Raw genomic sequence first — 22070 nt, forward strand, 5'->3', positions numbered from 1 at the left:
CTTCATGATCAAGACGAGTAAGTTGTTCGGGAGCAAGACGCGGGTGACCTTCTCCCTGCCGGCGGACGAGCCGGCCGGGACGGTCAGCGTGGTCGGCGACTTCAACGGCTGGGAGCCCGGGAAGCACGAACTCCAGGTGCGGCGCAACGGCACCCGGACGGTCAGCGTGCCGCTCGAGCCCGGCCACTACAAGTTCCGCTATCTGGCCACCGACGGGGTCTGGCTGGACGACGAGGACGGCAGCGAACTTCATCTATAAACGTTTCGGCCGGGCCCCGGGGGAGATCTCCTTTAGTCATGGCTGATGTGAAACTGGCGATCATCTATTACTCCTCGACCGGCACCATCCACTCCATGGCTACGCGGTTGAGCGAGTCGGCGGAGAAGGCCGGGGCCGAGGTGCGGCTGCGTCAGGTCGCTGAGCTGGCTCCCGCGGAGGCGATCGCCTCCAATGCGGCGTGGAGTCAGCACTTCGACCGGACCAAGAACGAGCCGAAGGCTTCCGCCGACGACGTGGTCTGGGCCGACGCCGTCCTCTTCGGCACGCCCACCCGGTACGGCAACGTCGCCAGCCAGCTCAAGCAGTTCCTCGACACGCTCGGCCCGCAGTGGTCGCAGGGCCAGTTGGCGAACAAGGCGTACGCCGGGTTCACCGCGTCGATGACCGAGCACGGCGGGCAGGAGTCGACGCTGCTGGCGCTCTACAACACGATCTACCACTTCGGTGGCGTCGTGGTCGCGCCCGGATACACCGATCCGCTGAAGTTCGCCGACGGCAACCCGTACGGCGTCTCGCACGTCACCGGCGGCGGCAACGACGCCCCGCTGGGTGACGCACAGCACGCGGCGCTCGATCACCTGGCCCGGCGGATCGTCAGCATCGGCGGGAAGCTCCGCTAGTTTGGTCGGCATGGCTGTCGACACCCAATACGAAGACCTCCTGCGGCGCGTCCTGGAGTCCGGCACTCCCAAGAGCGACCGCACCGGTACGGGGACGCTCAGCCTCTTCGGTGAGCGTCTCCGTTACGACCTCTCCCAGGGGTTCCCGCTGGTCACCACCAAGCGGGTGCATTTCAAGTCGCTCGCCGTGGAGCTGCTCTGGTTCCTCCGCGGGGACACCAACGTCCAGTGGCTGCGCGATCAGGGCGTGACGATCTGGGACGAGTGGGCGGCCCCGGACGGTTCGCTCGGGCCGGTCTACGGCAAGCAGTGGCGGTCCTGGCCGACGCCGCGAGGTGATGTCGATCAGCTCGCCGAGGTGGTGGAGAGCATCCGGACGAATCCGGACTCCCGGCGCATGATCGTGTCCGCCTGGAATGTGTCCGACATCCCGGACATGGCGCTCGCGCCCTGCCACACGCTGTTCCAGTTCTACGTGGCCGACGGCAAGCTCTCCTGCCAGCTCTACCAGCGCAGCGCCGACCTCTTCCTGGGCGTGCCGTTCAACATCGCCAGCTACGCCCTGCTCACCCGGATGGTCGCCGCGCACGTCGGCCTGGAGCCGGGCGACTTCATCTGGGTCGGTGGTGACGTGCACATCTACACCAACCACATCGAGCAGGTGAAAGAGCAGCTCACCCGCGAGCCGTACCCGTTCCCCACGCTGGAGATCAAGCCGCGGGAGAGCCTCTTCGAGCACGAGTTCGCCGACTTCACCGTGGCCGGTTACCGGCACCACCCGCTGATCAAGGCGCCCGTCGCGGTATGACCATCCACCTGATCTGGGCCGAGGCCCGGGGCCGGGTGATCGGCGCCGGCGCCACGATCCCCTGGCGGGTACCCGGTGAGCAGCGGACCTTCAAGGAGCGGACGATGGGCGCCGCGGTCGTGATGGGCCGGGCCACCTGGGACTCGCTGCCCCGCCGTCCGCTGCCCGGCCGGGAGAACGTCGTCCTCACCCGTTCGCGGGACTGGTCGGCGCCCGGCGCCACCGTGGTGCACTCGCTCGACGAGGTCAAGGCCGACGACTTCTGGGTGATGGGCGGCGGCGAGATCTACGCCGCCTTCCTGCCGCGGGCCGGTCACATCGTGCGGACCCGGATCGAGCTGGACGTGGCCGGCGACGTCTTCGCCCCGGAGCTCGGCGACGACTGGGTCGTCACCGAGTCCAGCGGGACGATCACCGCGGAGAACGGTGTCTCTTACGTGATCGAGGATCTCAGGCGGCGGGATCCAGCCTGATCGACAGGCTGTTCACACAGTGCCGGGTGTTCTTCGGGGTGAAGCCCTCACCGCGGAACACGTGACCCAGGTGTGAGTCGCAGTTGGCACATCTGATCTCGGTGCGGACCATCCCCAGGGTGCGGTCCTCGATCTCCCGGACCGCGCCCGGGATCGCGTCGTCGTAGGACGGCCAGCCGCAGTGGCTGTCGAACTTGCTGCCGCTCTCGTACAACGCCGCGCCACAGGCCCGGCAGTTGTAGACGCCCTCGGTCTTCGTCTCCACGTACTCACCACTCCAGGGCGGCTCCGTACCGGCCTCGCGGAGCACGTAGAACTCCTCCGGGGACAGGCGGATGCGCCACTCGTCCTGAGTGGTAGGCAGATCGGTCGTCATGCTGTCAACCGTACGTCGCACCCCCGGTCCGCCAGGAGTGATGTACGCCCGGAGTTGAGTGGTCATGGAAGGTGCATCCCCCGCGACGTTCCGGCCCACCTGGCAGCAGGGTCTCGGCCACGGTCTCTACCTCGGCGTGTTCGGTGCCGTGGCGAGTGTCACGACGGGGGTGATGACCTCGTTCCTCGGGTTCGGCCCGTCCGGCTGGATGTGGGCGGCGCTGATCCTGTTCCCCCTGATGCTCGGGGCTGCCGCGGGACTGCTGGCGGGGCGCCGTACCGGGGTCGAGGTGGGTGACTGCGGGATCCGTACCTCCTCCGTCTTCGAAGAGGGCCTCGCCCCCTGGAGTCGCGTCGTGGACCTGCGGGCCGAGCGGCGCGGGCGTCGCACCGTGGTCTCGGTCTATCTGGATTCGGGCGCCAGCGTGCAACTGCACGCGCCGTACAGCGGGGGCCTGTTCGCGGCGGACCCCCAGTTCGAACTCAAGGTGTTTGCTCTGTCCCATTTGTGGCGGAGTCACCGTTTCGGTGGTCTTCCGGGCTGAAGACCCGCCGGGGGGTGTTTCCGGGTAAAACGGGCAATTACCGTTAAGCTCCCGTGCGACCATGGATCGTACCTTCCGCAACAGAACGGATACTCCTCATGAGCTTTTCGCGCCGTCCGGCCGCTGGACTCGCCACGGTCGGTGCCTCTGTCCTTGCTGCTCTGGCCTTCGGCGGAGCTCCCGCCATGGCGGCTGACGTGACGCTGAAGGCGGGCCACGCGGTCATGACGCCGAGTCCCGATCCCGGGGATCAGCGCGGCAACCCCGGTTACGGCACCGCCCAGCAGGTGCCCGGGCCACCGGCCGTCACGACCCCCGCGCCGGCCACCACCACCCCGGCACCGACCGGGACGGTCAAGGTGATCACCACGGCGCCCGCCACGACCCCCACCACCGCGGCCACCGGGCCGACCCGGGGGCGTCCCGGCTACTCGCAGGGCATCAGCGCGTCCCCGGTCCAGTCGCCGAGCCTGCCGGCCGGCACCGCCCAGGGCACCCCGGGCACCGGCGTCAACTCCGCGGGCGCCACGCCGACCCCCAAGACCAGCGCCGACAGCCACGGTCTCAGCGCCGGCACGCGCCTCGCGGTCACCGGCGCCCCGCTCGGCGGCACCCTTGCCCTCGGCGGCCTGATGCTGGCCGGTGGCGCCACGGCAGTCTGGTACACGCGCCGTCGCCGCAACGCCTGACGATCGTTTTCGCGAAGGCCGTCCGGTTCGCCGGGCGGCCTTCACCGTTCCCAGCCCGTAGGCTCGGGGCATGCCGAAAGCCGCCGCTGAAGAGCATCAGATCGCCGGGCACACGGTGCGCCTGAGCAGCCCGGACAAGGTGGTCTTCCCGGGCCGCGGATTCACCAAGCGAGACGTCTTCGACTACTACCTGGCGGTCGGCGACGGCATCCTGCGGGCGCTGCGCGACCGTCCCACCACACTCCAGCGCTTCCCCGACGGCATCGAGGGCGAGGCGTTCTACCAGAAACGGATCCCCGCCCGCGGCGTTCCCGAGTGGGTCAGAACCGCACAGATCAAATTCCCCAGCATGCGTACGGCGGACGAGCTCAGCCCGGCCGACCTGGCCCACGTCGCCTGGGCCGCCCAGATGGGCACCGTGGTCTTCCACCCCTGGCCGGTGCGTGCCGCCGCCCCCGACGAGCCCGACGAGCTGCGCATCGACCTCGACCCCCAGCCGGGCACCGGCTTCGCCGACGTCGTCGCCACCGCCGGTGTCGTCCGCGAGGTCCTCGGCGAGCTCGGCTGGACCGGCTACCCCAAGACCTCCGGCGGCCGCGGCGTGCACATCTACGTGCGGATCGCGCCGCGATGGTCGTTCGTGGACGTGCGGCGCGCCGCCATCGCCCTGGCCCGCGAGGTCGAGCGCCGCAACCCGTCCGGCATCACCACGGCCTGGTGGAAGGAGGAGCGCGGCGAGCGGGTCTTCCTCGACTACAACCAGATGGCCCGCGACCGGACCATCGCCTGCGCCTACTCCCTGCGCGCCAACGCCCGGGCCACCGTCTCCGCCCCGGTCACCTGGGACGAGCTGACCTCCGTCGAGCCCGACGACTTCGACCTGCGCAGCATGCCGCCCCGTTTCGCCGCCGCCGGCGACCCGCACGCCGGCATCGACGACGTCGCCCACGACCTCACCCCGCTGCTGGAGTGGGTCGAGCGCGACGAGAAGGCCGGCCTCGGCGATCTGCCCTACCCACCGGACCATCCGAAGATGCCCGGCGAGCCCAAACGGGTGCAGCCCTCCAAGGACCGCGACCTAAAGGGCTAGCTTCATGCCCTCGTGCGAGGCCTCGAAGCCCAGCGCGGCGTAGAAGCGGTGCGCGTCGGTGCGCCGCTTGTCCGTGGTGAGCTGCACCATCCGGCAGCCACGCTCGCGGGCCCGCTCGATCGTCCACCGGATCAGCTCGCCGCCCAGCCCCTGACCGCGCCGGCCCGAGTCGATCCGGACCGCCTCGATCAGCATCCGCTCGGCACCGCCCCGGCTCAGGCCCGGGATGAACGTCAGCTGGCACGTGCCGATCACCTCGCCGCCGTCGACCGCCACGATCAGCTCGTTGCGGTCGTCCGCGTCGATCGCCTCGAAAGCCGCCCAGACCGCCGCGTCCACCTCCTCCGGGACGGGCCCTTCCCCGCTGCCGAACCCTCGGTCCCGGCTGATCTGATCGTCGGCGAGCAGGGTGAGGACGGCGGGAACGTCGGCGCGGGTGGCGATCCGGATCTGCATGATCGAAAGCTTGTCACGGGCTGTCATGGGACCTTCACGTCGGGCACGATGACGTGATGAATGCGCTGCTCATACTGCCGCGACTGTTCTACGGCGGGCTGGTCTGGCTCGCCAACTCGCCGAGGAAGCTGCTGCTCGCCTACTCGATCCTGATCGTGGTCTGCGGGGTGTTGTATCGGCACTTCGAGAACGAGAGCATCGGCGACTCGATCTGGTGGGCCGTGGTGACCGCCTCCACCGTCGGGTACGGCGACATCTCCCCCGCCTCGTGGCCGGCCAGGGTGATGGCCGGGATCCTCATCTCGGTCATGGTGCTGCTCGTGATCCCGCTGATCACGGCACACTTCTCCAGCAAGCTCATCGTCAACAACGACGCGTTCCGCCACGAGGAGCAGGAGGAGCTCAAGGCGAACCTGCGGGTGACCCGGGCCCTGCTCGAGGAGATGGCCGCCCGTCAGGGCATCACCCTCACTTCGGAGGGCAGCGCAGACCCTCCTGAGGGACCTTCAGATCGATGAGGTACGCGTCGACCGCGTTCCGGATGCAGGCGGTCGACGGGTAGGCGGTGTGGCCCTCGCCCTCCCACGTCAGCACGTGCCCGACGCCCAGCATGTTCGCCAGGTCCGCGGTGTTCTCGTACGGCGTCGCCGGGTCACCGGTCGTGCCCACCACCACGATCGGCGGTGCGCCCTCGGCCCTGCCCACCGGATACGGGTCGCGCTGCCCGCCCCAGTAGGTGCACGGCAGCATCCCGATCGCCAGCGCCGGGCCGAACAGCGGATACTTCGTACGCCACTCGCCCTGCAGCCGCCGGACGTCCGCCGCGGTCGGTGCCTTGTCGGTGTCCGCGCAGTTCACCGCCAGGTTGGCGTCGAACAGGTTGGAGTAGGTGCCGTCGGGCTCGCGCTCCGCGTACTGATCGGCCAGCTCGAAGACACCCTCGGCGTCACCGGCCGACAACCCGTCGATCGCGTCGGCCAGGCTGGTCCAGCCCGACTCGGTGTAGAGCGACGAGATCACGCTCAGGAAGATCCAGCCGGGCGTGGCGTCCCGCCCGTCCGAGCCGCGCACCGGCGACGCCTCCGCCTTGGCCAGCGCGTCGGTCACCGCACCCCGGGCGTCCGGCGCGATCGCGCACTTACCGGCGTTCTTCGCGCACCAGGTGGTGAAGTTGGTGAACGCCCGCTCGAAACCCTTCGCCTGCTGCTCCGAACCGGACACGTAATCCTCGGTCGGGTCCACCGCGCCGTCCAGCACCAGCGCCCGCACGTTCTTCGGGAACAACTGGGCGTACGTCGCGCCGAGCAACGTCCCGTACGAGAAGCCGAGGTAGGTCAGCTTCTCGTCGCCGACCGCGGCACGCAGCGCGTCGAGGTCGCGGGCCGCCTGCTCGGTCGAGTAGGTGCGCAGGGACGGGCCGTACTCCGTCGCGCAGCCGTCGGCGATCTTCTTGTTCAGCGCCGCCACCTCGTCGAACGCGGCCTGCGAAACCGGGTCCGGGTCGGCGGCGAAACTCGCGTCCTGATCCTTGGCGTCGATGCACTTCACCGGGTCGGACTCGCCGACACCGCGCGGGTCGAACCCGACGATGTCGAACCGGTCGGTGACCGCGGTGGGCAGGCCACCCAGCGCCTGCCCGTAGGACAGATAGACCGCCACGTCGATGCCGGAGCCACCGGGGCCGCCCGGGTTCAGCAGCAGCGAGCCGATCCGGTCCCGTTGCTGGTCCGACCGGATCCGGATCATGTCGATGCCATACGTCTCGCCGGCCACCGGCGCCGCCCAGTCCTTCGGCACCGGGACCGTGGCGCACTCGTAGGTCATCCCCTTGGCGGCCCGGCCGACCAGCTCGCGCGGCACCTCCGGACACGGCTTCCACCGCAGCGCCGAGCCCGAACCGGACGGAGCCGGCGCCGCCGCGCCACCCTGGCGGGCCGGCTGATCCGAGCCCTCCGGGGCGAACGACGGCAGGGTGCAGCCCCCGGTCAGGACCAGCACGGAGAGGACGGCGACAGCCAGGCGAGAGCGACGATGCACGCAACGACCCTATCCGGTCCGCACCCGCCGGCCCGTCAGCGGCTGGTCAGCACCTCGGCCAGATCGAACCGCACCGGCCGCTCCAGCTGCTCGTAAGTGCAGGTCAGCGGGTCGCGGTCGGGACGCCACCGTTCGAACTGGGCAGTGTGCCGGAAACGGATGCCCTCCATGTAGTCGTAACGGACCTCGACCACCCGTTCGGGTCGCAGCGGCGTGAACGACAGGTCCTTGCCCGCGTTCCACCTGCTCACCTCGTTCTTTCGCGGGGTGCGCTCGCCCTGCTCGTGGGCCGCCCAGTTCCACGGGTGTCCCTCGAACGTGGTCACCAGCGGCTGCAACTCCTCGAACAGCTCCTCCCGGACCGTCATCGGGAACGAGCCGATCACCCCGACGCTCACCAGCACGCCACGCTCGTCGTGCAGGCCCAGCAGCAGCGAGCCGATCCGGTTCTCCGCCGACTTGTGCACCCGGTAACCGGCCACCACGCAGTCGGCGGTGCGCTTGTGCTTGACCTTCGCCATCACCCGCTTGTCCGGCTGATAGGTGAGGTCACGGCCCTTCGCGATCAGACCGTCCAGTCCGGCGCCCTCGAACTCGGCGAACCAGCGGCGGGCCGTCTCCAGATCGTCGGTCGCGGGAGTCACGTACACCGGAGGCTCGGCGTTCTTGAGGGCCTCCATCAGCCTCGCGCGCCGTTCGTGGAACGGCAGCCCGGTCAGGTCCTCGTCGCCGAGCGCCAGCAGATCGAACGCCACGAAACCGGCCGGGGTCTGCTCGGACAGCAGCTTCACCCGGCTCGCCGCCGGATGGATGCGCTGCTGGAGGGCCTCGAAGTCGAGAGTGTTCCGCTCCGTGTCGGCGACGATCACCTCGCCGTCGATCACCGCCCGCTCCGGGAAGTTCGCCAGGATCGCCGCCACCACCTCGGGGAAGTACCGGGTCATCGGCTTCTCGTTGCGGCTGCCGATCTCGACCTCGTCGCCGTCCCGGAACACGATCGACCGGAACCCGTCCCATTTCGGCTCGTAGATCTGGCCGGGCGGGATGTCCGCGACGGGTTTGGCGAGCATCGGCTTGACCGGCGGGTTCAGCGGGAGCTGCATTCGATCAGTGTGCCCCCTTTACTCGTCCCCTGGGGCAGGCTCCACCATCGAATCCATGAACAGCGGTGTTTCGGGGGATCGCGCCATGACCATCGGGGAGTTCGGCCGGCGGGCCGGGCTCACCATCAAGGCGTTGCGGCTCTACGAGGGGTCCGGGCTGCTCCCACCGGCCGAGGTGGATCCCAGCGGCTATCGGCGCTACACCGCCGGCCAGCTGGGCCGGGCCGGGCGGATCGGCCTGCTCCGGCGCCTCGGCATGCCGCTCGCGGTCATCGCCGAGATCCTCGACCTGCCCGACGCCGAAGCGGCGCGGCGGCTCGACCGGTGGTGGGCCGGTGAGGAGGCGGCGGCCGCGGCCCGGCGCGAGAGCTATTCCTGGCTGCGCACCCGGCTCGCGCACGGTGACGAGCCCGAGGTGAGCTACGCCGTCCACATCGCCGCGAGCCCCGGCCGCAAGGTGGCGACGCTGCACCTCGAGGTCGACCAGGAGCATCTGGTGCCGGAGATGGGCGCCGCCGAGTGGGAGATCCGCCGCCACCTGGAGGAGCAGGGCGCCACGGCGACCGGCGAGCACTGGGTGATCTATCACGGTCAGGTGACCCCGGACAGTGAGGCACAGGTCGAGGTCTGCGTGCCGTTCACCGGTTCCCTGGAGCCGGCCGGCCGCATCACCATCCGGCTAGAGCCGGAGCGTCTGATCGCCTACGCCGAGGTCACCCGCGACGACTGCTTCTATCCACGCATCGTCGGCGCCTACGAGGCGGTCGGCGACCACGTCCGCGCCGCCGGTCTGATCATCACGGCCGCGCCGCGCGAGATCTACCTGGACAGTTGGGACAGGCTCGCCCCCACCGACCCGTTCGTGCACGTGGCCCAACCATTCGAAGGGTGAGACCGATGGACTACACACGACAGACCCGCTTCTCCGACCCGGGCCCCTACCTCTCCCGGTTGGCCGCCCTGTCCACCAGCACGCCCTCACTCACCGGCGCCCCACCACCGTCTCCTGCCGAGGCCCCGCGGCGATCTCTGGCCGGCGCTGCTGATGTTCGTGGTGAGGTCGCCGCGGTCGGCGCGGCCGTGCGCAACCTCGTCGTGCACTATCGGGCTTCGGGTCTCGACTTCCCGCCCGACCGGCTGGCCGAGATCGACAGTCGCTGGGTGCGGGCGATGCTCGACACCCTCCCGCCCGGCACACCGCTCGACGAGCCCCGCCCGGCGGACCAGCGGATCGTCGGCTGCTGCCGCGACTTCACCCTGCTCACCGTCGCGGCGCTCCGGGCCCGGGGCATTCCGGCACGGAGCCGGGTCGGTTTCGCCGACTACTTCGATCCCGGTTTCCACCTCGACCACGTCATCACGGAGTTCCACGACGGCAACCGCTGGATCGCCACCGACACCCAGCTCGACCCGGCGGCCGGCTTCCCCGTCGACGTCACCGACGTCCCGCTGGGCCCCGGCGGCCTACGCCCGGCGGCCCAGTGCTGGCTGGCTTTCCGGCGCGGCGAGATCGACCCCGAGACCTACGGTGTCGGCCCCGGCATCCCCGTCCGAGGCCCGCTGATGATCCGCAAATACGTCCTGACCGAGCTGGCCCACCGCTTCGGCGACGAAACCCTGCTGTGGGACTTCTGGGGCGCCGACACCACCCACATCGGCGACCTGGGCGGCCGCCCGTTGGCCGAGGCCTGGGCAGACCTACCGCCTTGGCACACCACCGACATGACCCTGATCGACGAGACAGCCGCGCTGCTGACCGCTGCCGACGCGGGAGACACCACAGCCGAGCAGGAGCTGGCCACGCGCTACGCCAACAACCCCGGCCTCCACGTCGGCGACACCGTGACCTGCCACTCCCCACGGGGCATCCGCTACGAGGTCGACCTCCACCACCCAGCCCCACCAGCACGTTGATCCCACACCCACGGCGGCCCGGCCCCGAGTTTCTGCGCCCGCCTGCTTGCGGTCCTCTGCGCTCGTCAGCCGTCGGTTCCCTGCTCGCGTCCACCTTTCGGGGATCGCTGCGTCCGCCTGCCTTGGGACCGCTGCGTCCGGCGTCAGGCGTTAGGGGACCACCTCGCCGGCCTGCCTTCGGATCGCTGCGTCCGGCGTCAGGCGTTGGGGGACGACCACCTCGCCGGCCTGCCTTCGGATCGCTGCGTCCGGCGTCAGGCGTTAGGCGTTAGGGGACCACCTCGCCGGCCTGCCTTCGGATCGCTGCGTCCGCCTGCCTTCGGATCGCTGCTCCGTCTGCCTCCGGTTCGTGCTGGATTGTGTCTCCGCGGTGAGTCTCGCGGTCAGCGACACGATGGAGTAGACGGCTGACCTGCCTCGGGTGGCCTGACCTTTTGAGGTGTCCCGCTGCCGGAACGGGTTCGGCGCGGCGGGCGGCCGCGAGAGGGGGTCAGCGGACCAGGAGGTTGACGAGTCGTTCCAGTTCGCTTGCGGGGTCGAGGGTCAGGCCCATGTGGACCGGGCCGGCCCGCAGGATCGTGCTCCGGGGAGCTACCAGCCAGCGGAAACGTTCGCCCAGCCGCATCTGCTCGGAGGCGCCGCCGCCGGTGCAGGTCTGCTCCCATGCGTTCAGGGCCGCCCGGATGCCCGCGACGTCAGCCGCCGGGTCCAGTGCCCGTAGGCGCGTCTCGTCCAGATGCGTCCCCGCGCACAGGAAGTCGTGCCGCTGGCTGTAGAGCAGGACGCCGACATTGACCAGCTCACCGCGTTCGATCCGGGGCATGGCCTGGATGATCGCGTACTCGTAGGGAGTCAGTTTGGTGGTCACGGCAGCCACGCCTCCGGTCGCTCCGCCCGCAGCGACAGGTGGTTCAGGTAGGCATCGCGGTCGCCGTCCTCCAGCCATTCGCCGGGGACCTCGGCGATCACCTCGGTCAGGAGTTCCGGGGTGATCCGCGCGGCCAGTGCCGGCCCCTCGGTCGCGAGCTCCTGTGCGTAGGGCTTCAGCACGTGGTCGTCCCACTTGTAGGGCCGGTGGACGACACTCTCCGCCCGCGGCCAGTTGTGGTGGAAGTAGAGGGTCGCGCCGTGATCGATCAGCCACAGGCCGCCGTGCCAGATCAGGAGGTTCGGGTTGCGCCAGCTGCGGTCCACGTTCTCCACGAACGCGTCGAAGGCGATCACCCGGCTGGCGAGGCCGGGCTCGACATGGTGCGCCACCGGGTCGTATCCGAGCGCTCCCGGCAGGAAGTCCATCCCCAGGTTGCCCCCGGCGCTGGCCTTGATCAGCTCTTGGACCTCCTCGTCCGGCTCGGCCCGCGCGACCACCGGATCCAGCTCCACCCGCGTCAGCTCCGGCACCGGAAGCCCGAGCCGCCGGGCCAGCTCACCGGCGATCACCTCGGCGACCAGAGCCCGGGGTCCTTGACCCGCCCCGCGGAACTTCACCACATAGGTGCCGAGATCATCGGCCTCGACCACACCGGGGAGCGACCCGCCTTCCCGTAACGGAGTGACATACCGGATGGCGGTGACCTGACGAAGCACGCCGCCCACCCTACGGCCGCCTCCACCACCCCCGAGCGGCCGCCCTGCCTGGACCGGCTGCCCTGCCTGGACCGGCCGCTCTGCCTGGACCGGCCGCTCTGCCTGGACCGGCCGCTCTGCCTGGACCGGCCGCTCTGCCTGGACCGGCCGCTCTGCCTGGACCGGCCGCTCTGCCTGGACCGGCCGCCCTGCCTGGACCGGCCGCCCTGCCTGGACCGGCTGCTCTGCCGGGAGGTGGCGAGACGGCCGCTCGGGGGTGGTGGCCGGTCTGACCGGAGCGGCGGGAGATGTGGGTGTGGCTGGGGTTGCGGACGGCGTACCGGATCAGGGGTTTCCGGGGAGACGGCCTCGCAGGAGGCCGCCGGGGCGTCCGGGCAGACCGGGATCGTTCGTCAGGGGTGGGCTGTCGGTGCCCGCGGAGTCGGCGATGCCGGTGAGGAGTTCGCGGAAAGCGCTCACCGCGTCGGTTTCCGGGCGCCAGCCCAGGTCGGCGGCGGCTCGGTCGCAGCTCATCAGCGGGGACTTCAGCGCGAGCCGCACCCAGCCACGGTCGACCGGCTGCAACCTGAGTTGCCAGGTCAGCGCGGCGGCGCCTTCCAAGAGCAGACCAGGGACGCTCAGCGGTACGCCGTGAAAAGCGCGACCGATGATGTCGGCGTCGAGGACGGGCCCGGCCGCCAGGTTGAAGGCGCCCCGCACGTCGGCGCGGAGGACGCGCAGATAGGCGTCGGCCACGTCGTCGGCGTGAACCGCCTGCAGACGGAGACCCGGATGCCGGGGCACGACCGGGATGCGGCCGAAACGGAGCAGGCTCGTGGGCAGCAGCGGCCCGGCGAAGTAGCGCGTGATCTCGGCGCCGGCATCGCGCTGGAAGATCAACCCGGGGCGCAGCCGGACGATCCGCAGTGTCGGGTGGTCCGACTCGATCTCGTCGAGCATGCGCTCCACCAGCGCCTTGTGCCGGCTGTAGGACGACTCGGTGATGCCGGTGCGGAGCCACGTCTCGCGGACGAACGCCCGTTTCGGGCCGGGTGCGTAGACGCCGACCGACGACGCATGCACCAGAGTCGGTACTCCGGCCCGGATGGCGGCGCGGAAGACGGCGCGGCTGCCCAGGACGTTCGTCCGGTACAGGCGGCGTTGGTCATGGCTGGGCTGGATCTGCCAGGCCAGGTGCACGATCGCGTCGGCGCCGGAAAAGATCTCCGCCAGCCGGTCGGTGGCGTCGTCCGAGCCGATGTCGACCGGGTGCCAGGTGACGTCCGCGTACGGGCCGGCCGGGGTGGGCGGGCGCCTGCAGACGCCGGTCAGATCCAGGTCGGGTTCGGCGCGCAGGCGGCGCAGCAGGGCCGTACCGGCGTTCCCGCTGGCGCCCACGATGACTACACGCATGGGTGTTGCGGTACCCCCGGCCGTGACGTTGAACCACCCTTTTCGGCCGATGCTTTACGTCGAGCCGGTGCCGTTCCATTCGAATGGCCCGAGGTTGTGGATTTCCTGTGAGCGGGCCATGAATGGCCCGGCGCCCCAGCTATCGATGCCTGGCGCTGCGCCGGCCGGCTATCCGAAATTCGTGTCGTGCCGCTTTCCGCCCGGCGGGCCGCCGTTTCCGGCCATCGGGTCGCCGTTTCCGGCCGCCCGGTCCACGTTTCCGGTGCTCCGGTCCCCGTTTCCGGTGGTCCGGCTCTTTTCCGCCGCCGCCCGGCCCGCGTAGAGACGATCCGGTACCGACGGGAGGGCATTGGCCAGGAGGATGGCGGCTCGATACTTTCCGGGTACGACGATCCGGCGCCGTGGTCGGGTCAGTGCTCGTTCCACGGCGGCGGCCACGATTTCCGGGCCGGGCAGACCGGAACGGTGTGCGGTCATCTCGGTCGCAATGTGCCCGGGCTCGACGAGAGTGACGCCGATACCGGTCCCGACCAGTTCCCGGCGCACCGAGTCGTTGATCCCGCGCAGCCCGAACTTGCTCGCCGAATAGGCTCCGTTGATACCGATCTCGCCGGCCACCGACCCGATGTTCACGATCGAACCGGCCCGCTGTTCCCGCATGATCGGGACGATCGCCCGCATCAACCGGATCGGGGCCAGAAGGTTGACCTCGACGATGGCTCGCACCTCGGCCTCGTCGGCCAGGACCGACTTGTCACCGCCGACGCCTGCGTTGTTGATCAGAGCATCGATTCGCCCGGTCACCGTCATAGCCCGTGTGACCAGCGCATCAACCGCCGCCGTGTCGGTGACGTCGGTCGGCACCGGGACCGCCGACCCGCCCGCGGCGGTGATCTCCGAGGCCAGCGAGCCGAGCTCGGAGGCACGACGGGCGGCGAGGACCACGGTGTCGCCGCGGGCCGCCAGGCGCAGCGCGATCACCCGGCCGATCCCGCTGGACGCCCCGGTCACGATCACGACGGCCACGAGCCTCCCCTTTCGAACGGCAAACGGCGCCGCCCGTCGCGGGCGGCGCCGTTTCCTCGCTGAATCTAGCGCTTGCTGTGGTACGCCTCGACGACCTCACTCGGGATCCGTCCACGTTCCGAGACGGTGTAGCCGTTCTTGTTGGCCCACTCCCGAATGGCCTGATTCTGGTCGCGGCTGGAACGGCTCGAGACGGCCGGAACTGCGCGACGGGCAGGGGTCGGAACGTTACCGTTCCGGCCCAGCCGGGTGGCCGCACCGAGGAACGGTTCCAAAGCTTTACGCAGCTTGCCGGCGTTCTTCTCGGACAGGTCGATCGTGTAGTTGACGCCGTCGAGGCCGAATTCGACGGTGCGGTCCGCTTCCGTACCGTCGAGGTCGTCGGTCAGCACGGTAATTATCTGCTTGGCCATGGTTGTTCGACTCCTACAGCGAGTTATTCGGCTGACGCTGCGCGCACACGCCAGTCCAGCTCGCGAATGCTCGTCGTCCCATTCATTCTGTCGCCCGGAAGGCGGCTAGTGCAAATTGCCCGTTCTGGCATGTCGCAATTGCCTGGTACGAACCGGCCCGCAGACCTTTTCGCCGATGTGAATGTGCGGTAACGTAGCTGGTGGGAGCGCTCCCACTTCCTCTGGAGGGTAGATGAGACGCGCCGTGCAAGTCGTGACACTGGCCGCCCTGGTGGCCTTCGCGGTCGCCACCGCGATCGTCGCCTCCCAGCCGGCCTGAGCCCCGCCGGCGCCCGGCCCCGGGCGCTGGCCCGCAGCGTAGTGGACCTTGCGCGCCCACCGCCACCCGTTCGGTGGCCCTCGACCCGAGCCGCCTCGTCGCCGATTCTCCGGTGCCGGGGCGGTTCGCCGTTTCCGCATCACCTCTCCGCTGGTCGGCTGATGCGTTCCTCCGGTTCGGTGCCGGCGTGCCGTTGGCCGCCGGATTCGGCCGGTTCGCATCGTGGTTTCCGGGCCGGCTTGCCGCCGGCCGGTTGACCAGGGCGGCTCGGACCGTGGTCTATGGGGCGGCCCATATCGACGCGTCTCGTCTGGCCGGCCGCCCGGCCTGCTGCTCTGGTAGGCCCGCCCGGCCTGCTGCTCTCGTCGGCAGCGCTGTCCTCACCAGGCGTTGGGCTCGACCGGTCATGCATCCTCGCTGGTCGTCTGCGCTTGGAGCTTGCCAAGGCCAGGGCCTGCCGTGCGCGAGCCGTCGCGCAGACCCCTCATCGAGCGCTCATGAGGTGTCGGAGCTGCGGCTCGCGAACTCGCGGTGACGGCGCGGCAGGCCCTGACCGCGGAGGTTCCCGTCGGGCGCTCTGGCCGATCACGTGCGTGGTGCTCGCTCCCGCGTGCTGGGCGAAAGTGCTGGAAGGGTGTAAGCATGTAATCACGTAAGTTAGGGAGGTTGAGATGAGAGTCCGTTTTGCCCAGCAGGGTGGGCGCGCTGAGCCACCCGCCGCTGACGACGCAGGGGCCTGGATCGCCGGTGCGATCCCGGACGGCTGGTTCACCGAGCGGCCCGAGGTCGTCATCGATCGCGACGAGATCGTCATCTGGGGCCGCCTGTCCCGTCCCGAGTTGGGTGACGACGTGACCGAGGCCGACGCCGCCGCGGCCCAGGCCGGCCGGATCGCCCAGTTCCGGGAGGACACGCGCGACGCCCGGATCCGGGTGGCCCGCCAGGTCGAGCACCGCTACCAGCGCAAGGTCGCCTGGGGGGCACGGTGCGGTGACGCTTCCGAGTTGTTCACCCACCTGTCGGCCCCCGTGATGACCCGTCTCCGTCAGCCCGAGCGGCAGGTCCTCGACACGCTCGTCGACGCGGGCGTGGCCCGTTCCCGGTCGGAGGCACTGGCCTGGTGCGTCAAGCTGGTGGGTCGTCACACGGAGGACTGGCTGACCGACCTCCGTGCCGCGATGACCCAGGTCGACGAGCTCCGCCGCCGGGGCCCGGACGCCTGAGTCCCGCCGGCGGAATGGATCTTCGTGGCTGGCTCCAGCCGCTGTCTCAACGCCGCCGAGACAGCGGCGAGCCAGCCTTGCAGGATCAGCAGGCGGCGCCCGCGGCGAGGCGTGAAGTGGGTGATGGCCGCTGCGGGGCCGTGAAGTAGGTGATGGCCGCTGCGGGACCGTGAGGCGGGTGGTGGCCGCTGCGGGGCGTGAAGTGGGTGATGGCCGCAGCGGGGCCTGAGGCCGGTGATTGCTGCGGCAGGCGTGTGGGCAGGTGTGCGGTCGAGGGCATGAGGCGGGTGGCGGTGGTCAGGTCTGTCAGACGGCTACCGACTGGGGGTTTCGGAGCCACGCCAGCACCTCGGTCGGGCCGAGCGGGCTGGAGAAGAGGAAACCCTGGCCGAGGGGGCAGCCCAGCCGGATGAGGACGTCCCGGTGGGTGACGTCCTCGATGCCTTCGGCGACGACCGTCAGGCCCAGCGACTGCGCGAGGCTGACGATCCCGCTCACGAGGGCCATCGGCTGCTGCCCGAGGACCATGTCGTCGATGAAGGTCTTGTCGATCTTGATGACGTCGATCGGCCGGGAGCGTAGATAGCCGAGTGACGAATACCCGGTGCCGAAGTCGTCGATGGCGATCCGGATGCCCATCTCGCGTAGGACGCCCAGGTCGGTCCAGATCCGTTCGTCGTCCTTGACCAGCAACGTCTCGGTGATCTCCAGCATCAGCGACTGAGGCGGCACTCCGGTGTGCGCCAGCGCGGTACGGACCTGCTCGACGAAGCCGCTCTCCCGGAACTGCCGGACCGACACGTTGACGCTCATGTACGGTGCCTGCCCGGGTGGCAGGATCCGCCGCCATTCGGCGACCGTGCGCAGCGCCTCCTCCAGCACCCAGCGGCCCATCGGCAGGATCAGGCCGCTTTCCTCGGCGACCTCGATGAACTGGTCGGGGGTGATCACGCCGCGCTTCGGGTGGTGCCAGCGGACCAGTGCCTCGAAGCCGGCGGCGGTGCCCGACGCGAGATCGACGATCGGCTGGTAGTGCAGCAGGAAGTGGCCCTCGTTGACGGCGTGGTCGAGGGCCGACCGCAGTTCCAGCCGTTCGACCATCTCGTTGTGCAGGTGCGCCTGGTATCGGCGCCACTGGTTCTTGCCGGCGCCCTTGGCCACGTACAGGGCGAGGTCGGCCTGGCGCAGCAACTCGTCGGCGTCGCTGCCCTCGGGTGTGGTGGTGATGCCGATGCTGGCCATCGCGTACAGCGGCTTGGCGTCGGTGATGATCGGCTCGGCGAGGGCCGCGAAGATCCGGTTGGCGGTCTCCTCGACGGCGCCGGGGTCGTTGACGTTCTCGACCAGGGCTGCGAACTCGTCGCCGCCGAGCCGGGCCGCCGTGTCATCGGCCCGCAGCGCCCCGGCGATCCGGTGGGCCACCTCGGTCAGCAGCTGGTCGCCGACGGCGTGGCCGAGGGTGTCGTTGACCATCTTGAAGTCGTCCAGGTCGATGAAGAGGACACCGATCACCGAGCCGTCCCGGGTGCTGCGGGCGACCGCGTGACCCAGCCGGTCGTTGAAGAGCACCCGGTTGGCGAGGCCGGTCATCGCGTCGTGGAACGCCTGGTGGGTGAGCTCGTTCTGCAGGCGGCGCTGCTCGGTGACGTCGCGCATGGTGATGACCAGCCCCGACACGGTCGGTTCGGCGCGCAGATCGCGGCAGTGCAGTTCGAGCAGGACCTCGGTACGCCGGTTGCCCCGCGCCCGGAAATCGAGCTGCTGCTCCAGCTGGTGACCGCCACGGACGGCGGCCAGCACGTCGCCGAGCCGGGCCCGTTCGCCGGGGTGGATCACCTCGGGCAGCAGAGCCCCGGTCGGGTCGCCGCCGAAGACACCGACCGCGGACGGGCTGGCGTACCGGATCCGGTCCTCCTCGTCGAGGATCGTGATCACGTCGGCGGTGTTCTGGATCAGCGTCCGGAAGTAGGTCTCGCTGTTGCGCCTGGTCACCTCGTGCCCCAGCGCGATCCGTTCCAGCGCCAGCGCCACCTGGCCGGCCAGCACCTCGACCGACCGCTGGAGTTCCAGCAGTGCCCAGGTCGGGGCGCCCACGTGCAGGACGCCGACGAGCGGGTCACCGCCGGGACGGTCCTTGAGCACCATCGGGCAGCGGAGCGTCCTGGTGAACTGGGTGAGGCGTACCGCCACCGCCCAATCCACGTCACGGGTGGTGACGAGACGGGCGGCGGTGCCGGTGGCCCGGTCGACGGCGGCCTGTGCGGCGGCCTCCGGTGACTGCGGCTCGGACTGGGCGATCGCGATGGCCAGGACCACCCCGTGCGGGACGTCGCCGGGGATCAGCTGGGCGACGGTGGTGCGTACGGCCAGCCCCACCGCCTCACTGTCGGCGGCCGAGACGAGAGCCGCCGAGGCCTCCCGCAGCGCGCGTTCCCGGGACATCGCCTGCCGGTGGCTCGCCATGATCCCGGCCATCCGGGCCAGGACCAGCGCCACCATCAGCGTGCTGAGTGCCGCCACCACGGTCAGGCCGGCGAACTGGCCGTCCCGGAACATCTTCACCAGGAGCACCGTCGGCGCGACCATCGCCGCGAACCCGAGCAGTGCCAGGCGCGCGTGACTGGTCTCGGCGGGCGGCGTCTCGGCCGGCCGGGTCAGTTCCGCCATCGACGGGATCAGCGCGGCCATCGCCGCCGCCGTGTACAGCGCCAGATGACCGAACCCGGACGCCCGGCCCACGTCGGCGACGAGCAGCGCCACCACACCGGCGCCGAGCAGATAGCCGGGCGCCACGAGCCGGCCGGGCATGGTCGCGAGCCGGATCAGCAGGCCGAGGCAGAGCAGGTCGGCTACCGGCATGGCGATCTCGGTCCAGCCGGTCGCGGCCGAGCCGTCCAGCCGTGGCCCGACCACGAACGTCCAGATCAGCAGCGCCACCCCGGACGTGACGGTGAGCGCGTCGAGCAGGCCGGCCATGTCCCGGGACGAGCTGGTGCGCCGGTCCACGAAACCGGCCAGGGCGACGGCCAGGGCGGCGTACGCGACGAGGAGCAGGGCGACCCCGGCCGGTTCCAGCCAGGTGACCCGCTCGGAGAGGAACGCCGGTGCCTCCGTCGCCGCGCCGCCCGCCGCAGAGATGCCGACCGCGCCGGCCAGCACCCACCACGGTTTGACGTCGTCGGGCTGACTCCGGCGGATCCCCAGATACAGCGCCACCACGGCGGACGCCCCGGCGACCAGCCGCAGCGGTGCCTGCAGTCCCGGCTGCAGCCCGAAGGCGACGGCGAGCACCACCATCCAGGCACCGAAGATGGTGGCAGGCCACCGTGTCGGCATCGGTGCTCCCTCCCGACAGATCCCCTTGTCGGACTGATCGGCCCGGTCGCGGCGCATCTGAGTGTCGACGGCACAATCACCGGTGTGCTTCTGGAGTTCGTCCGCGCCCACACCGTGCTCGCGCCGGTCCCGTTCGTGCCCGAGGTCTCGCTGTTCCAGGCGGAGGACCCGATCGCCCTGTGGGAGGCGACCGAGTCGTCCGGCTCACCACAGCCGCCGCCGTTCTGGGCGTTCGCCTGGGCCGGCGGGCAGGCGCTGGCCCGGCACGTCCTCGACGACCCGGACCTGGTCGCCGGGCGCAGCGTCCTCGATCTGGCGACCGGTTCCGGTCTGGTCGCGGTGGCCTGCGCCAAAGCCGGGGCGGCGCCGGTGACGGCCAACGACATCGACCCGCTCTCGCTCGCCGCGGCACAGGCCAATGCCGAGGCCAACGGGGTACGGGTGACGCCGGTCGAGGCGGACCTGCTCGACAGCGACGACAGGTTCGGTGTCGTGCTGGCCGGTGACGTCTTCTACAGCCGGGAGATGGCCGGCCGGGTGCTGCCGTTCCTGCGCCGGGCGGCCGGTCGCGGATCTCTGGTCCTGGTCGGCGACCCGGGCCGCGCCTATCTGCCGGAGGGCCTGATCCAGCGGGCGGTCTACGACGTCCCGGTGATCGAGGAGCTGGAGAGCATGCCGATCCGCCGCACCGCCGTCTGGCAGGTCACCGCCTCCTGACCGGCACCCCGGCTGGCTCCCACCGCTGTCTCGGAGGTGCCGGACAGCGGTGACGACGGGCCGGGGGTGACGGCGAGGGGCATGCATGAGCCGCCGGAAGGCGGGTCTCCGGACGGGCCGCCCGCGCCGCCCGCCGCGGGCCACGGGACCCTACGTTCCCCGTACCAGATCGAGAAGTTCGAAGCCGTCCGCGACGGTGGCGTCCGGCTCGGCCTGGTCTCCACCGGAATCCTCCCGGCCGGAAGGCATCAGGATGGCCGCGCCGATGTCGGCGCGCCGGGCGCAGGCGATGTCGCGCCGCCGGCTGTCGCCGACGAACCAGCAGCCGGCGGGGGAGATGCCGAGGGCGTCGGTGGCGTTCCAGATCATCTGCGGATTGGGTTTGCGGACGCCCGCCTCGTCGCTGTAGACCTGCGCCGCGAACAGCCGCCCCACACCGGTCTTGGCCAGGTAGTCGCGGTGCGCCGCCCCGCAGAGGGTGTTGCTGACGACGGCCAGCGGGATGCCCCGGCCCGCACAGGCGGCGAGGAACTCGGGAATCCCCGGCCGCAGCGCCCAGCCGTCGCGCCACGCCCAGTCGTAGCTGAGACGGGCGACCGAGCCGCGCACCCGGGCCTGCGCCAGTGGCGGCCAGCCGTGGATCACGAACCGCTCCCAGACGGCCAGATGCGGCAGCTCGTCGGGCCAGTCCTCGTCGCGCCAGCGGGCGTAGGCGGCGGCGCCGTCGGACAGCGACTGCTGGATCCGCCCGGGCGAGAGCGCACCCCCGGTCAGGTTGTAGAGACGCAGCACCAGCTCGGGCGGGTCGGCCCGGAACGGCGCGTCGGCGAGCACACCGCCGAAGTCCAGCAACACCGCCTCCGGCCGGATCACCATCAGCGCTGTCCCAGCGACCAGGCGCGGACACCGCCGACGATGCCGGCCGTGTTGGGCACCACCACCACGTCGTCGCCCATCCGGGCCAGCTGGGTCGGGGTGATCAGCCGGGAGTTGCCGCCGCCCAGGTAGACCCGGTCCCACAGGAACACCGGCCGGAAACCCTCGACCACGTTGCGGACCCGGCGCGACCAGAGCGCGTCACCGAGCCGGCGGCGCTCGTGCTCCCCGATATAGGTGTCGTAGGACATCCCCCACCGCACCGGGGCCTGCGACATCTCCAGGTGCGGGGCCAGCTCGCCGCCGTCGAAGAGCGCGCAACCCAGCCCGGTGCCGAGGGTCAGCACCAGCTCGCACCCGGTCCCGGCGACCACCCCGGCACCGTGCACCTCGGCGTCGTTGAGCACCAGCGTGGGCAGCCCGAACGCGTCGGCCAGCGCGGTGCGGGCGTCGAAACCGTGCCACGCCTGTACCAGATCGGGATCCACCTTCGTCCGCGGGCCGGACCTCGTCACGTAGTGCGGCGTCGCCACCACCACACCGTGCCGGATCATGCCGGGCATGCCGACGGTGACCCGGTCCGCGTGCGGCAGCTGCTCACCGAGCGACACCAGCGTCTTGACGAACAACTCCGGTGGCAGGGGATAGGGCGTCGGCACCCGGATCGGCTGGGCCCGCATCGTGCCGGCCTCATCCAGGACGGATCCCTTGATGCCGCCGCCGCCACAGTCGATCGTCAGGGTGAAAGCCACTCGGCCAGTGTGCATGCGGATCACCTCCCCGGACAGCAA

At 70.6% G+C, this 22070-nt stretch carries 25 protein-coding genes; 12 read left to right on the top strand and 13 right to left on the bottom strand.

What is annotated here, in order from left to right; all coding sequences use genetic code 11:
* The first annotated feature begins 4 nt into the window (after positions 1-4).
* The 4 genes from ACFO0C_RS24395 to ACFO0C_RS24410 are packed head-to-tail and all read left to right on the top strand — an operon-like array spanning position 5 to position 2181.
* Positions 5-259 carry an isoamylase early set domain-containing protein gene (locus ACFO0C_RS24395; RefSeq protein ID WP_360330614.1) on the top strand — a complete coding sequence of 85 codons (255 nt, stop codon included), beginning with the start codon at positions 5-7 and terminating at the stop codon, positions 257-259.
* Between the two features lie 38 nt (positions 260-297).
* Positions 298-900, top strand: coding sequence for an NAD(P)H:quinone oxidoreductase (gene wrbA / locus ACFO0C_RS24400; protein ID WP_378068964.1), 603 nt, complete (start codon positions 298-300; stop codon positions 898-900).
* Between the two features lie 10 nt (positions 901-910).
* Positions 911-1708 (top strand): thymidylate synthase, encoded by a 798-nt coding sequence (locus ACFO0C_RS24405; RefSeq protein ID WP_378068965.1) that lies wholly within the window; start codon positions 911-913, stop codon positions 1706-1708.
* Positions 1705-2181, top strand: coding sequence for a dihydrofolate reductase (locus ACFO0C_RS24410; protein WP_378068966.1), 477 nt, complete (start codon positions 1705-1707; stop codon positions 2179-2181). The genes ACFO0C_RS24405 and ACFO0C_RS24410 overlap by 4 nt, the downstream gene beginning before the upstream one ends.
* Here ACFO0C_RS24410 and msrB read toward each other — a convergent pair.
* Positions 2159-2557, bottom strand: a complete 399-nt coding sequence (gene msrB / locus ACFO0C_RS24415; protein WP_378068967.1) for a peptide-methionine (R)-S-oxide reductase MsrB — start codon at positions 2555-2557, stop codon at positions 2159-2161. The genes ACFO0C_RS24410 and msrB overlap by 23 nt on opposite strands.
* 64 nt (positions 2558-2621) lie before the next feature.
* Between msrB and ACFO0C_RS24420 the strand changes: the two genes are divergently transcribed.
* The 3 genes from ACFO0C_RS24420 (at position 2622) to ligD (ending at position 4880) form a co-directional block, all read left to right on the top strand.
* Positions 2622-3101: a hypothetical protein gene (locus ACFO0C_RS24420; RefSeq protein WP_378068968.1), complete on the top strand. Its 480-nt coding sequence runs from the start codon at positions 2622-2624 to the stop codon at positions 3099-3101.
* Between the two features lie 185 nt (positions 3102-3286).
* The gene (locus tag ACFO0C_RS24425) at positions 3287-3790 is read left to right on the top strand and encodes a hypothetical protein (protein ID WP_378068969.1); all 504 of its coding nucleotides are present in this window, start codon (positions 3287-3289) and stop codon (positions 3788-3790) included.
* A 70-nt stretch (positions 3791-3860) separates the two neighbouring features.
* Entirely contained in the window at positions 3861-4880 is a 1020-nt protein-coding gene (ligD, locus tag ACFO0C_RS24430; RefSeq protein ID WP_378068970.1) for a non-homologous end-joining DNA ligase, read from the top strand.
* Here ligD and ACFO0C_RS24435 read toward each other — a convergent pair.
* Positions 4869-5336: a GNAT family N-acetyltransferase gene (locus ACFO0C_RS24435; RefSeq protein ID WP_378069144.1), complete on the bottom strand. Its 468-nt coding sequence runs from the start codon at positions 5334-5336 to the stop codon at positions 4869-4871. The genes ligD and ACFO0C_RS24435 overlap by 12 nt on opposite strands.
* A 56-nt stretch (positions 5337-5392) precedes the next feature.
* Between ACFO0C_RS24435 and ACFO0C_RS24440 the strand changes: the two genes are divergently transcribed.
* Complete coding sequence (locus ACFO0C_RS24440; protein ID WP_378068971.1) at positions 5393-5854, top strand: potassium channel family protein; 462 nt, start codon at positions 5393-5395, stop codon at positions 5852-5854.
* On the opposite strand, the gene ACFO0C_RS24445 is transcribed toward ACFO0C_RS24440, so the two are convergent.
* Together ACFO0C_RS24445 and ACFO0C_RS24450 are read right to left on the bottom strand one after the other, a co-directional pair.
* Positions 5805-7373, bottom strand: coding sequence for an alpha/beta hydrolase (locus tag ACFO0C_RS24445; RefSeq protein ID WP_378068972.1), 1569 nt, complete (start codon positions 7371-7373; stop codon positions 5805-5807). The two genes, ACFO0C_RS24440 and ACFO0C_RS24445, sit on opposite strands and share 50 nt — an antisense overlap.
* 35 nt (positions 7374-7408) lie before the next feature.
* The gene (locus ACFO0C_RS24450) at positions 7409-8476 is read right to left on the bottom strand and encodes an ATP-dependent DNA ligase (protein WP_378068973.1); all 1068 of its coding nucleotides are present in this window, start codon (positions 8474-8476) and stop codon (positions 7409-7411) included.
* A gap of 55 nt (positions 8477-8531) precedes the next feature.
* Here ACFO0C_RS24450 and ACFO0C_RS24455 point away from each other — a divergent pair, with 55 nt between their 5' ends.
* Both ACFO0C_RS24455 and ACFO0C_RS24460 read left to right on the top strand, forming a co-directional pair.
* A complete protein-coding gene (locus tag ACFO0C_RS24455; RefSeq protein ID WP_378068974.1) occupies positions 8532-9368 on the top strand; it encodes a MerR family transcriptional regulator in 837 nt (278 codons plus the stop codon).
* Between the two features lie 5 nt (positions 9369-9373).
* Positions 9374-10390 carry a transglutaminase domain-containing protein gene (locus tag ACFO0C_RS24460; protein WP_378068975.1) on the top strand — a complete coding sequence of 339 codons (1017 nt, stop codon included), beginning with the start codon at positions 9374-9376 and terminating at the stop codon, positions 10388-10390.
* A 490-nt stretch (positions 10391-10880) separates the two neighbouring features.
* Here ACFO0C_RS24460 and ACFO0C_RS24465 read toward each other — a convergent pair whose 3' ends face one another.
* The 5 genes from ACFO0C_RS24465 to ACFO0C_RS24485 all read right to left on the bottom strand — a co-directional run bounded on the left by ACFO0C_RS24465 (position 10881) and on the right by ACFO0C_RS24485 (position 14808).
* Positions 10881-11258, bottom strand: coding sequence for a DUF3037 domain-containing protein (locus ACFO0C_RS24465; protein ID WP_378068976.1), 378 nt, complete (start codon positions 11256-11258; stop codon positions 10881-10883).
* Positions 11255-11977 (bottom strand): HipA family kinase, encoded by a 723-nt coding sequence (locus tag ACFO0C_RS24470; protein ID WP_378068977.1) that lies wholly within the window; start codon positions 11975-11977, stop codon positions 11255-11257. The genes ACFO0C_RS24465 and ACFO0C_RS24470 overlap by 4 nt, the downstream gene beginning before the upstream one ends.
* A 324-nt stretch (positions 11978-12301) precedes the next feature.
* Positions 12302-13369, bottom strand: a complete 1068-nt coding sequence (locus ACFO0C_RS24475; protein ID WP_378068978.1) for an NAD-dependent epimerase/dehydratase family protein — start codon at positions 13367-13369, stop codon at positions 12302-12304.
* Between the two features lie 168 nt (positions 13370-13537).
* Positions 13538-14395 carry an SDR family NAD(P)-dependent oxidoreductase gene (locus ACFO0C_RS24480; RefSeq protein WP_378068979.1) on the bottom strand — a complete coding sequence of 286 codons (858 nt, stop codon included), beginning with the start codon at positions 14393-14395 and terminating at the stop codon, positions 13538-13540.
* 65 nt (positions 14396-14460) lie between these two features.
* A complete protein-coding gene (locus tag ACFO0C_RS24485) occupies positions 14461-14808 on the bottom strand; it encodes a histone-like nucleoid-structuring protein Lsr2 (RefSeq protein WP_378068980.1) in 348 nt (115 codons plus the stop codon).
* A 990-nt stretch (positions 14809-15798) separates the two neighbouring features.
* Between ACFO0C_RS24485 and ACFO0C_RS24490 the strand changes: the two genes are divergently transcribed.
* The gene (locus ACFO0C_RS24490) at positions 15799-16350 is read left to right on the top strand and encodes a hypothetical protein (protein WP_378068981.1); all 552 of its coding nucleotides are present in this window, start codon (positions 15799-15801) and stop codon (positions 16348-16350) included.
* A gap of 306 nt (positions 16351-16656) precedes the next feature.
* On the opposite strand, the gene ACFO0C_RS24495 is transcribed toward ACFO0C_RS24490, so the two are convergent.
* A complete protein-coding gene (locus ACFO0C_RS24495) occupies positions 16657-19686 on the bottom strand; it encodes a putative bifunctional diguanylate cyclase/phosphodiesterase (protein WP_378068982.1) in 3030 nt (1009 codons plus the stop codon).
* A gap of 75 nt (positions 19687-19761) precedes the next feature.
* On the opposite strand from ACFO0C_RS24495, the gene ACFO0C_RS24500 reads away from it, so the two are divergent.
* Positions 19762-20403: a class I SAM-dependent methyltransferase gene (locus tag ACFO0C_RS24500; protein WP_378069145.1), complete on the top strand. Its 642-nt coding sequence runs from the start codon at positions 19762-19764 to the stop codon at positions 20401-20403.
* Here ACFO0C_RS24500 and ACFO0C_RS24505 read toward each other — a convergent pair.
* The 3 genes from ACFO0C_RS24505 to ACFO0C_RS24515 all read right to left on the bottom strand — a co-directional run bounded on the left by ACFO0C_RS24505 (position 20325) and on the right by ACFO0C_RS24515 (position 22031).
* A complete protein-coding gene (locus ACFO0C_RS24505; RefSeq protein ID WP_378068983.1) occupies positions 20325-20486 on the bottom strand; it encodes a hypothetical protein in 162 nt (53 codons plus the stop codon). The genes ACFO0C_RS24500 and ACFO0C_RS24505 overlap by 79 nt on opposite strands.
* Positions 20487-20553: 67 nt before the next feature.
* Complete coding sequence (locus ACFO0C_RS24510) at positions 20554-21279, bottom strand: HAD family hydrolase (protein WP_378068984.1); 726 nt, start codon at positions 21277-21279, stop codon at positions 20554-20556.
* A complete protein-coding gene (locus tag ACFO0C_RS24515; protein WP_378068985.1) occupies positions 21279-22031 on the bottom strand; it encodes an ROK family protein in 753 nt (250 codons plus the stop codon). The genes ACFO0C_RS24510 and ACFO0C_RS24515 overlap by 1 nt, the downstream gene beginning before the upstream one ends.
* Positions 22032-22070: the final 39 nt, after the last annotated feature.

It is taken from the genome of Actinoplanes subglobosus, from assembly GCF_042650585.1.
GTDB classification, from domain to species: Bacteria; Actinomycetota; Actinomycetes; order Mycobacteriales; family Micromonosporaceae; genus Actinoplanes; species Actinoplanes subglobosus.

Excerpts from the sequence above, each read along its gene's own strand:
- ACFO0C_RS24395 (WP_360330614.1), top strand. The coding sequence starts at position 5 with ATGATCAAGACGAGTAAGTTGTTCGGGAGCAAGACGCGGGTGACCTTC.
- wrbA (WP_378068964.1), top strand. The coding sequence starts at position 298 with ATGGCTGATGTGAAACTGGCGATCATCTATTACTCCTCGACCGGCACC.
- ACFO0C_RS24405 (WP_378068965.1), top strand. The coding sequence starts at position 911 with ATGGCTGTCGACACCCAATACGAAGACCTCCTGCGGCGCGTCCTGGAG.
- ACFO0C_RS24410 (WP_378068966.1), top strand. The coding sequence starts at position 1,705 with ATGACCATCCACCTGATCTGGGCCGAGGCCCGGGGCCGGGTGATCGGC.
- msrB (WP_378068967.1), bottom strand. The coding sequence starts at position 2,557 with ATGACGACCGATCTGCCTACCACTCAGGACGAGTGGCGCATCCGCCTG.
- ACFO0C_RS24420 (WP_378068968.1), top strand. The coding sequence starts at position 2,622 with ATGGAAGGTGCATCCCCCGCGACGTTCCGGCCCACCTGGCAGCAGGGT.
- ACFO0C_RS24425 (WP_378068969.1), top strand. The coding sequence starts at position 3,287 with ATGGCGGCTGACGTGACGCTGAAGGCGGGCCACGCGGTCATGACGCCG.
- ligD (WP_378068970.1), top strand. The coding sequence starts at position 3,861 with ATGCCGAAAGCCGCCGCTGAAGAGCATCAGATCGCCGGGCACACGGTG.
- ACFO0C_RS24435 (WP_378069144.1), bottom strand. The coding sequence starts at position 5,336 with ATGCAGATCCGGATCGCCACCCGCGCCGACGTTCCCGCCGTCCTCACC.
- ACFO0C_RS24440 (WP_378068971.1), top strand. The coding sequence starts at position 5,393 with ATGAATGCGCTGCTCATACTGCCGCGACTGTTCTACGGCGGGCTGGTC.
- ACFO0C_RS24450 (WP_378068973.1), bottom strand. The coding sequence starts at position 8,476 with ATGCAGCTCCCGCTGAACCCGCCGGTCAAGCCGATGCTCGCCAAACCC.
- ACFO0C_RS24455 (WP_378068974.1), top strand. The coding sequence starts at position 8,532 with ATGAACAGCGGTGTTTCGGGGGATCGCGCCATGACCATCGGGGAGTTC.
- ACFO0C_RS24460 (WP_378068975.1), top strand. The coding sequence starts at position 9,374 with ATGGACTACACACGACAGACCCGCTTCTCCGACCCGGGCCCCTACCTC.
- ACFO0C_RS24475 (WP_378068978.1), bottom strand. The coding sequence starts at position 13,369 with ATGCGTGTAGTCATCGTGGGCGCCAGCGGGAACGCCGGTACGGCCCTG.
- ACFO0C_RS24485 (WP_378068980.1), bottom strand. The coding sequence starts at position 14,808 with ATGGCCAAGCAGATAATTACCGTGCTGACCGACGACCTCGACGGTACG.
- ACFO0C_RS24490 (WP_378068981.1), top strand. The coding sequence starts at position 15,799 with ATGAGAGTCCGTTTTGCCCAGCAGGGTGGGCGCGCTGAGCCACCCGCC.
- ACFO0C_RS24495 (WP_378068982.1), bottom strand. The coding sequence starts at position 19,686 with ATGCCGACACGGTGGCCTGCCACCATCTTCGGTGCCTGGATGGTGGTG.
- ACFO0C_RS24505 (WP_378068983.1), bottom strand. The coding sequence starts at position 20,486 with ATGCCCCTCGCCGTCACCCCCGGCCCGTCGTCACCGCTGTCCGGCACC.
- ACFO0C_RS24510 (WP_378068984.1), bottom strand. The coding sequence starts at position 21,279 with ATGGTGATCCGGCCGGAGGCGGTGTTGCTGGACTTCGGCGGTGTGCTC.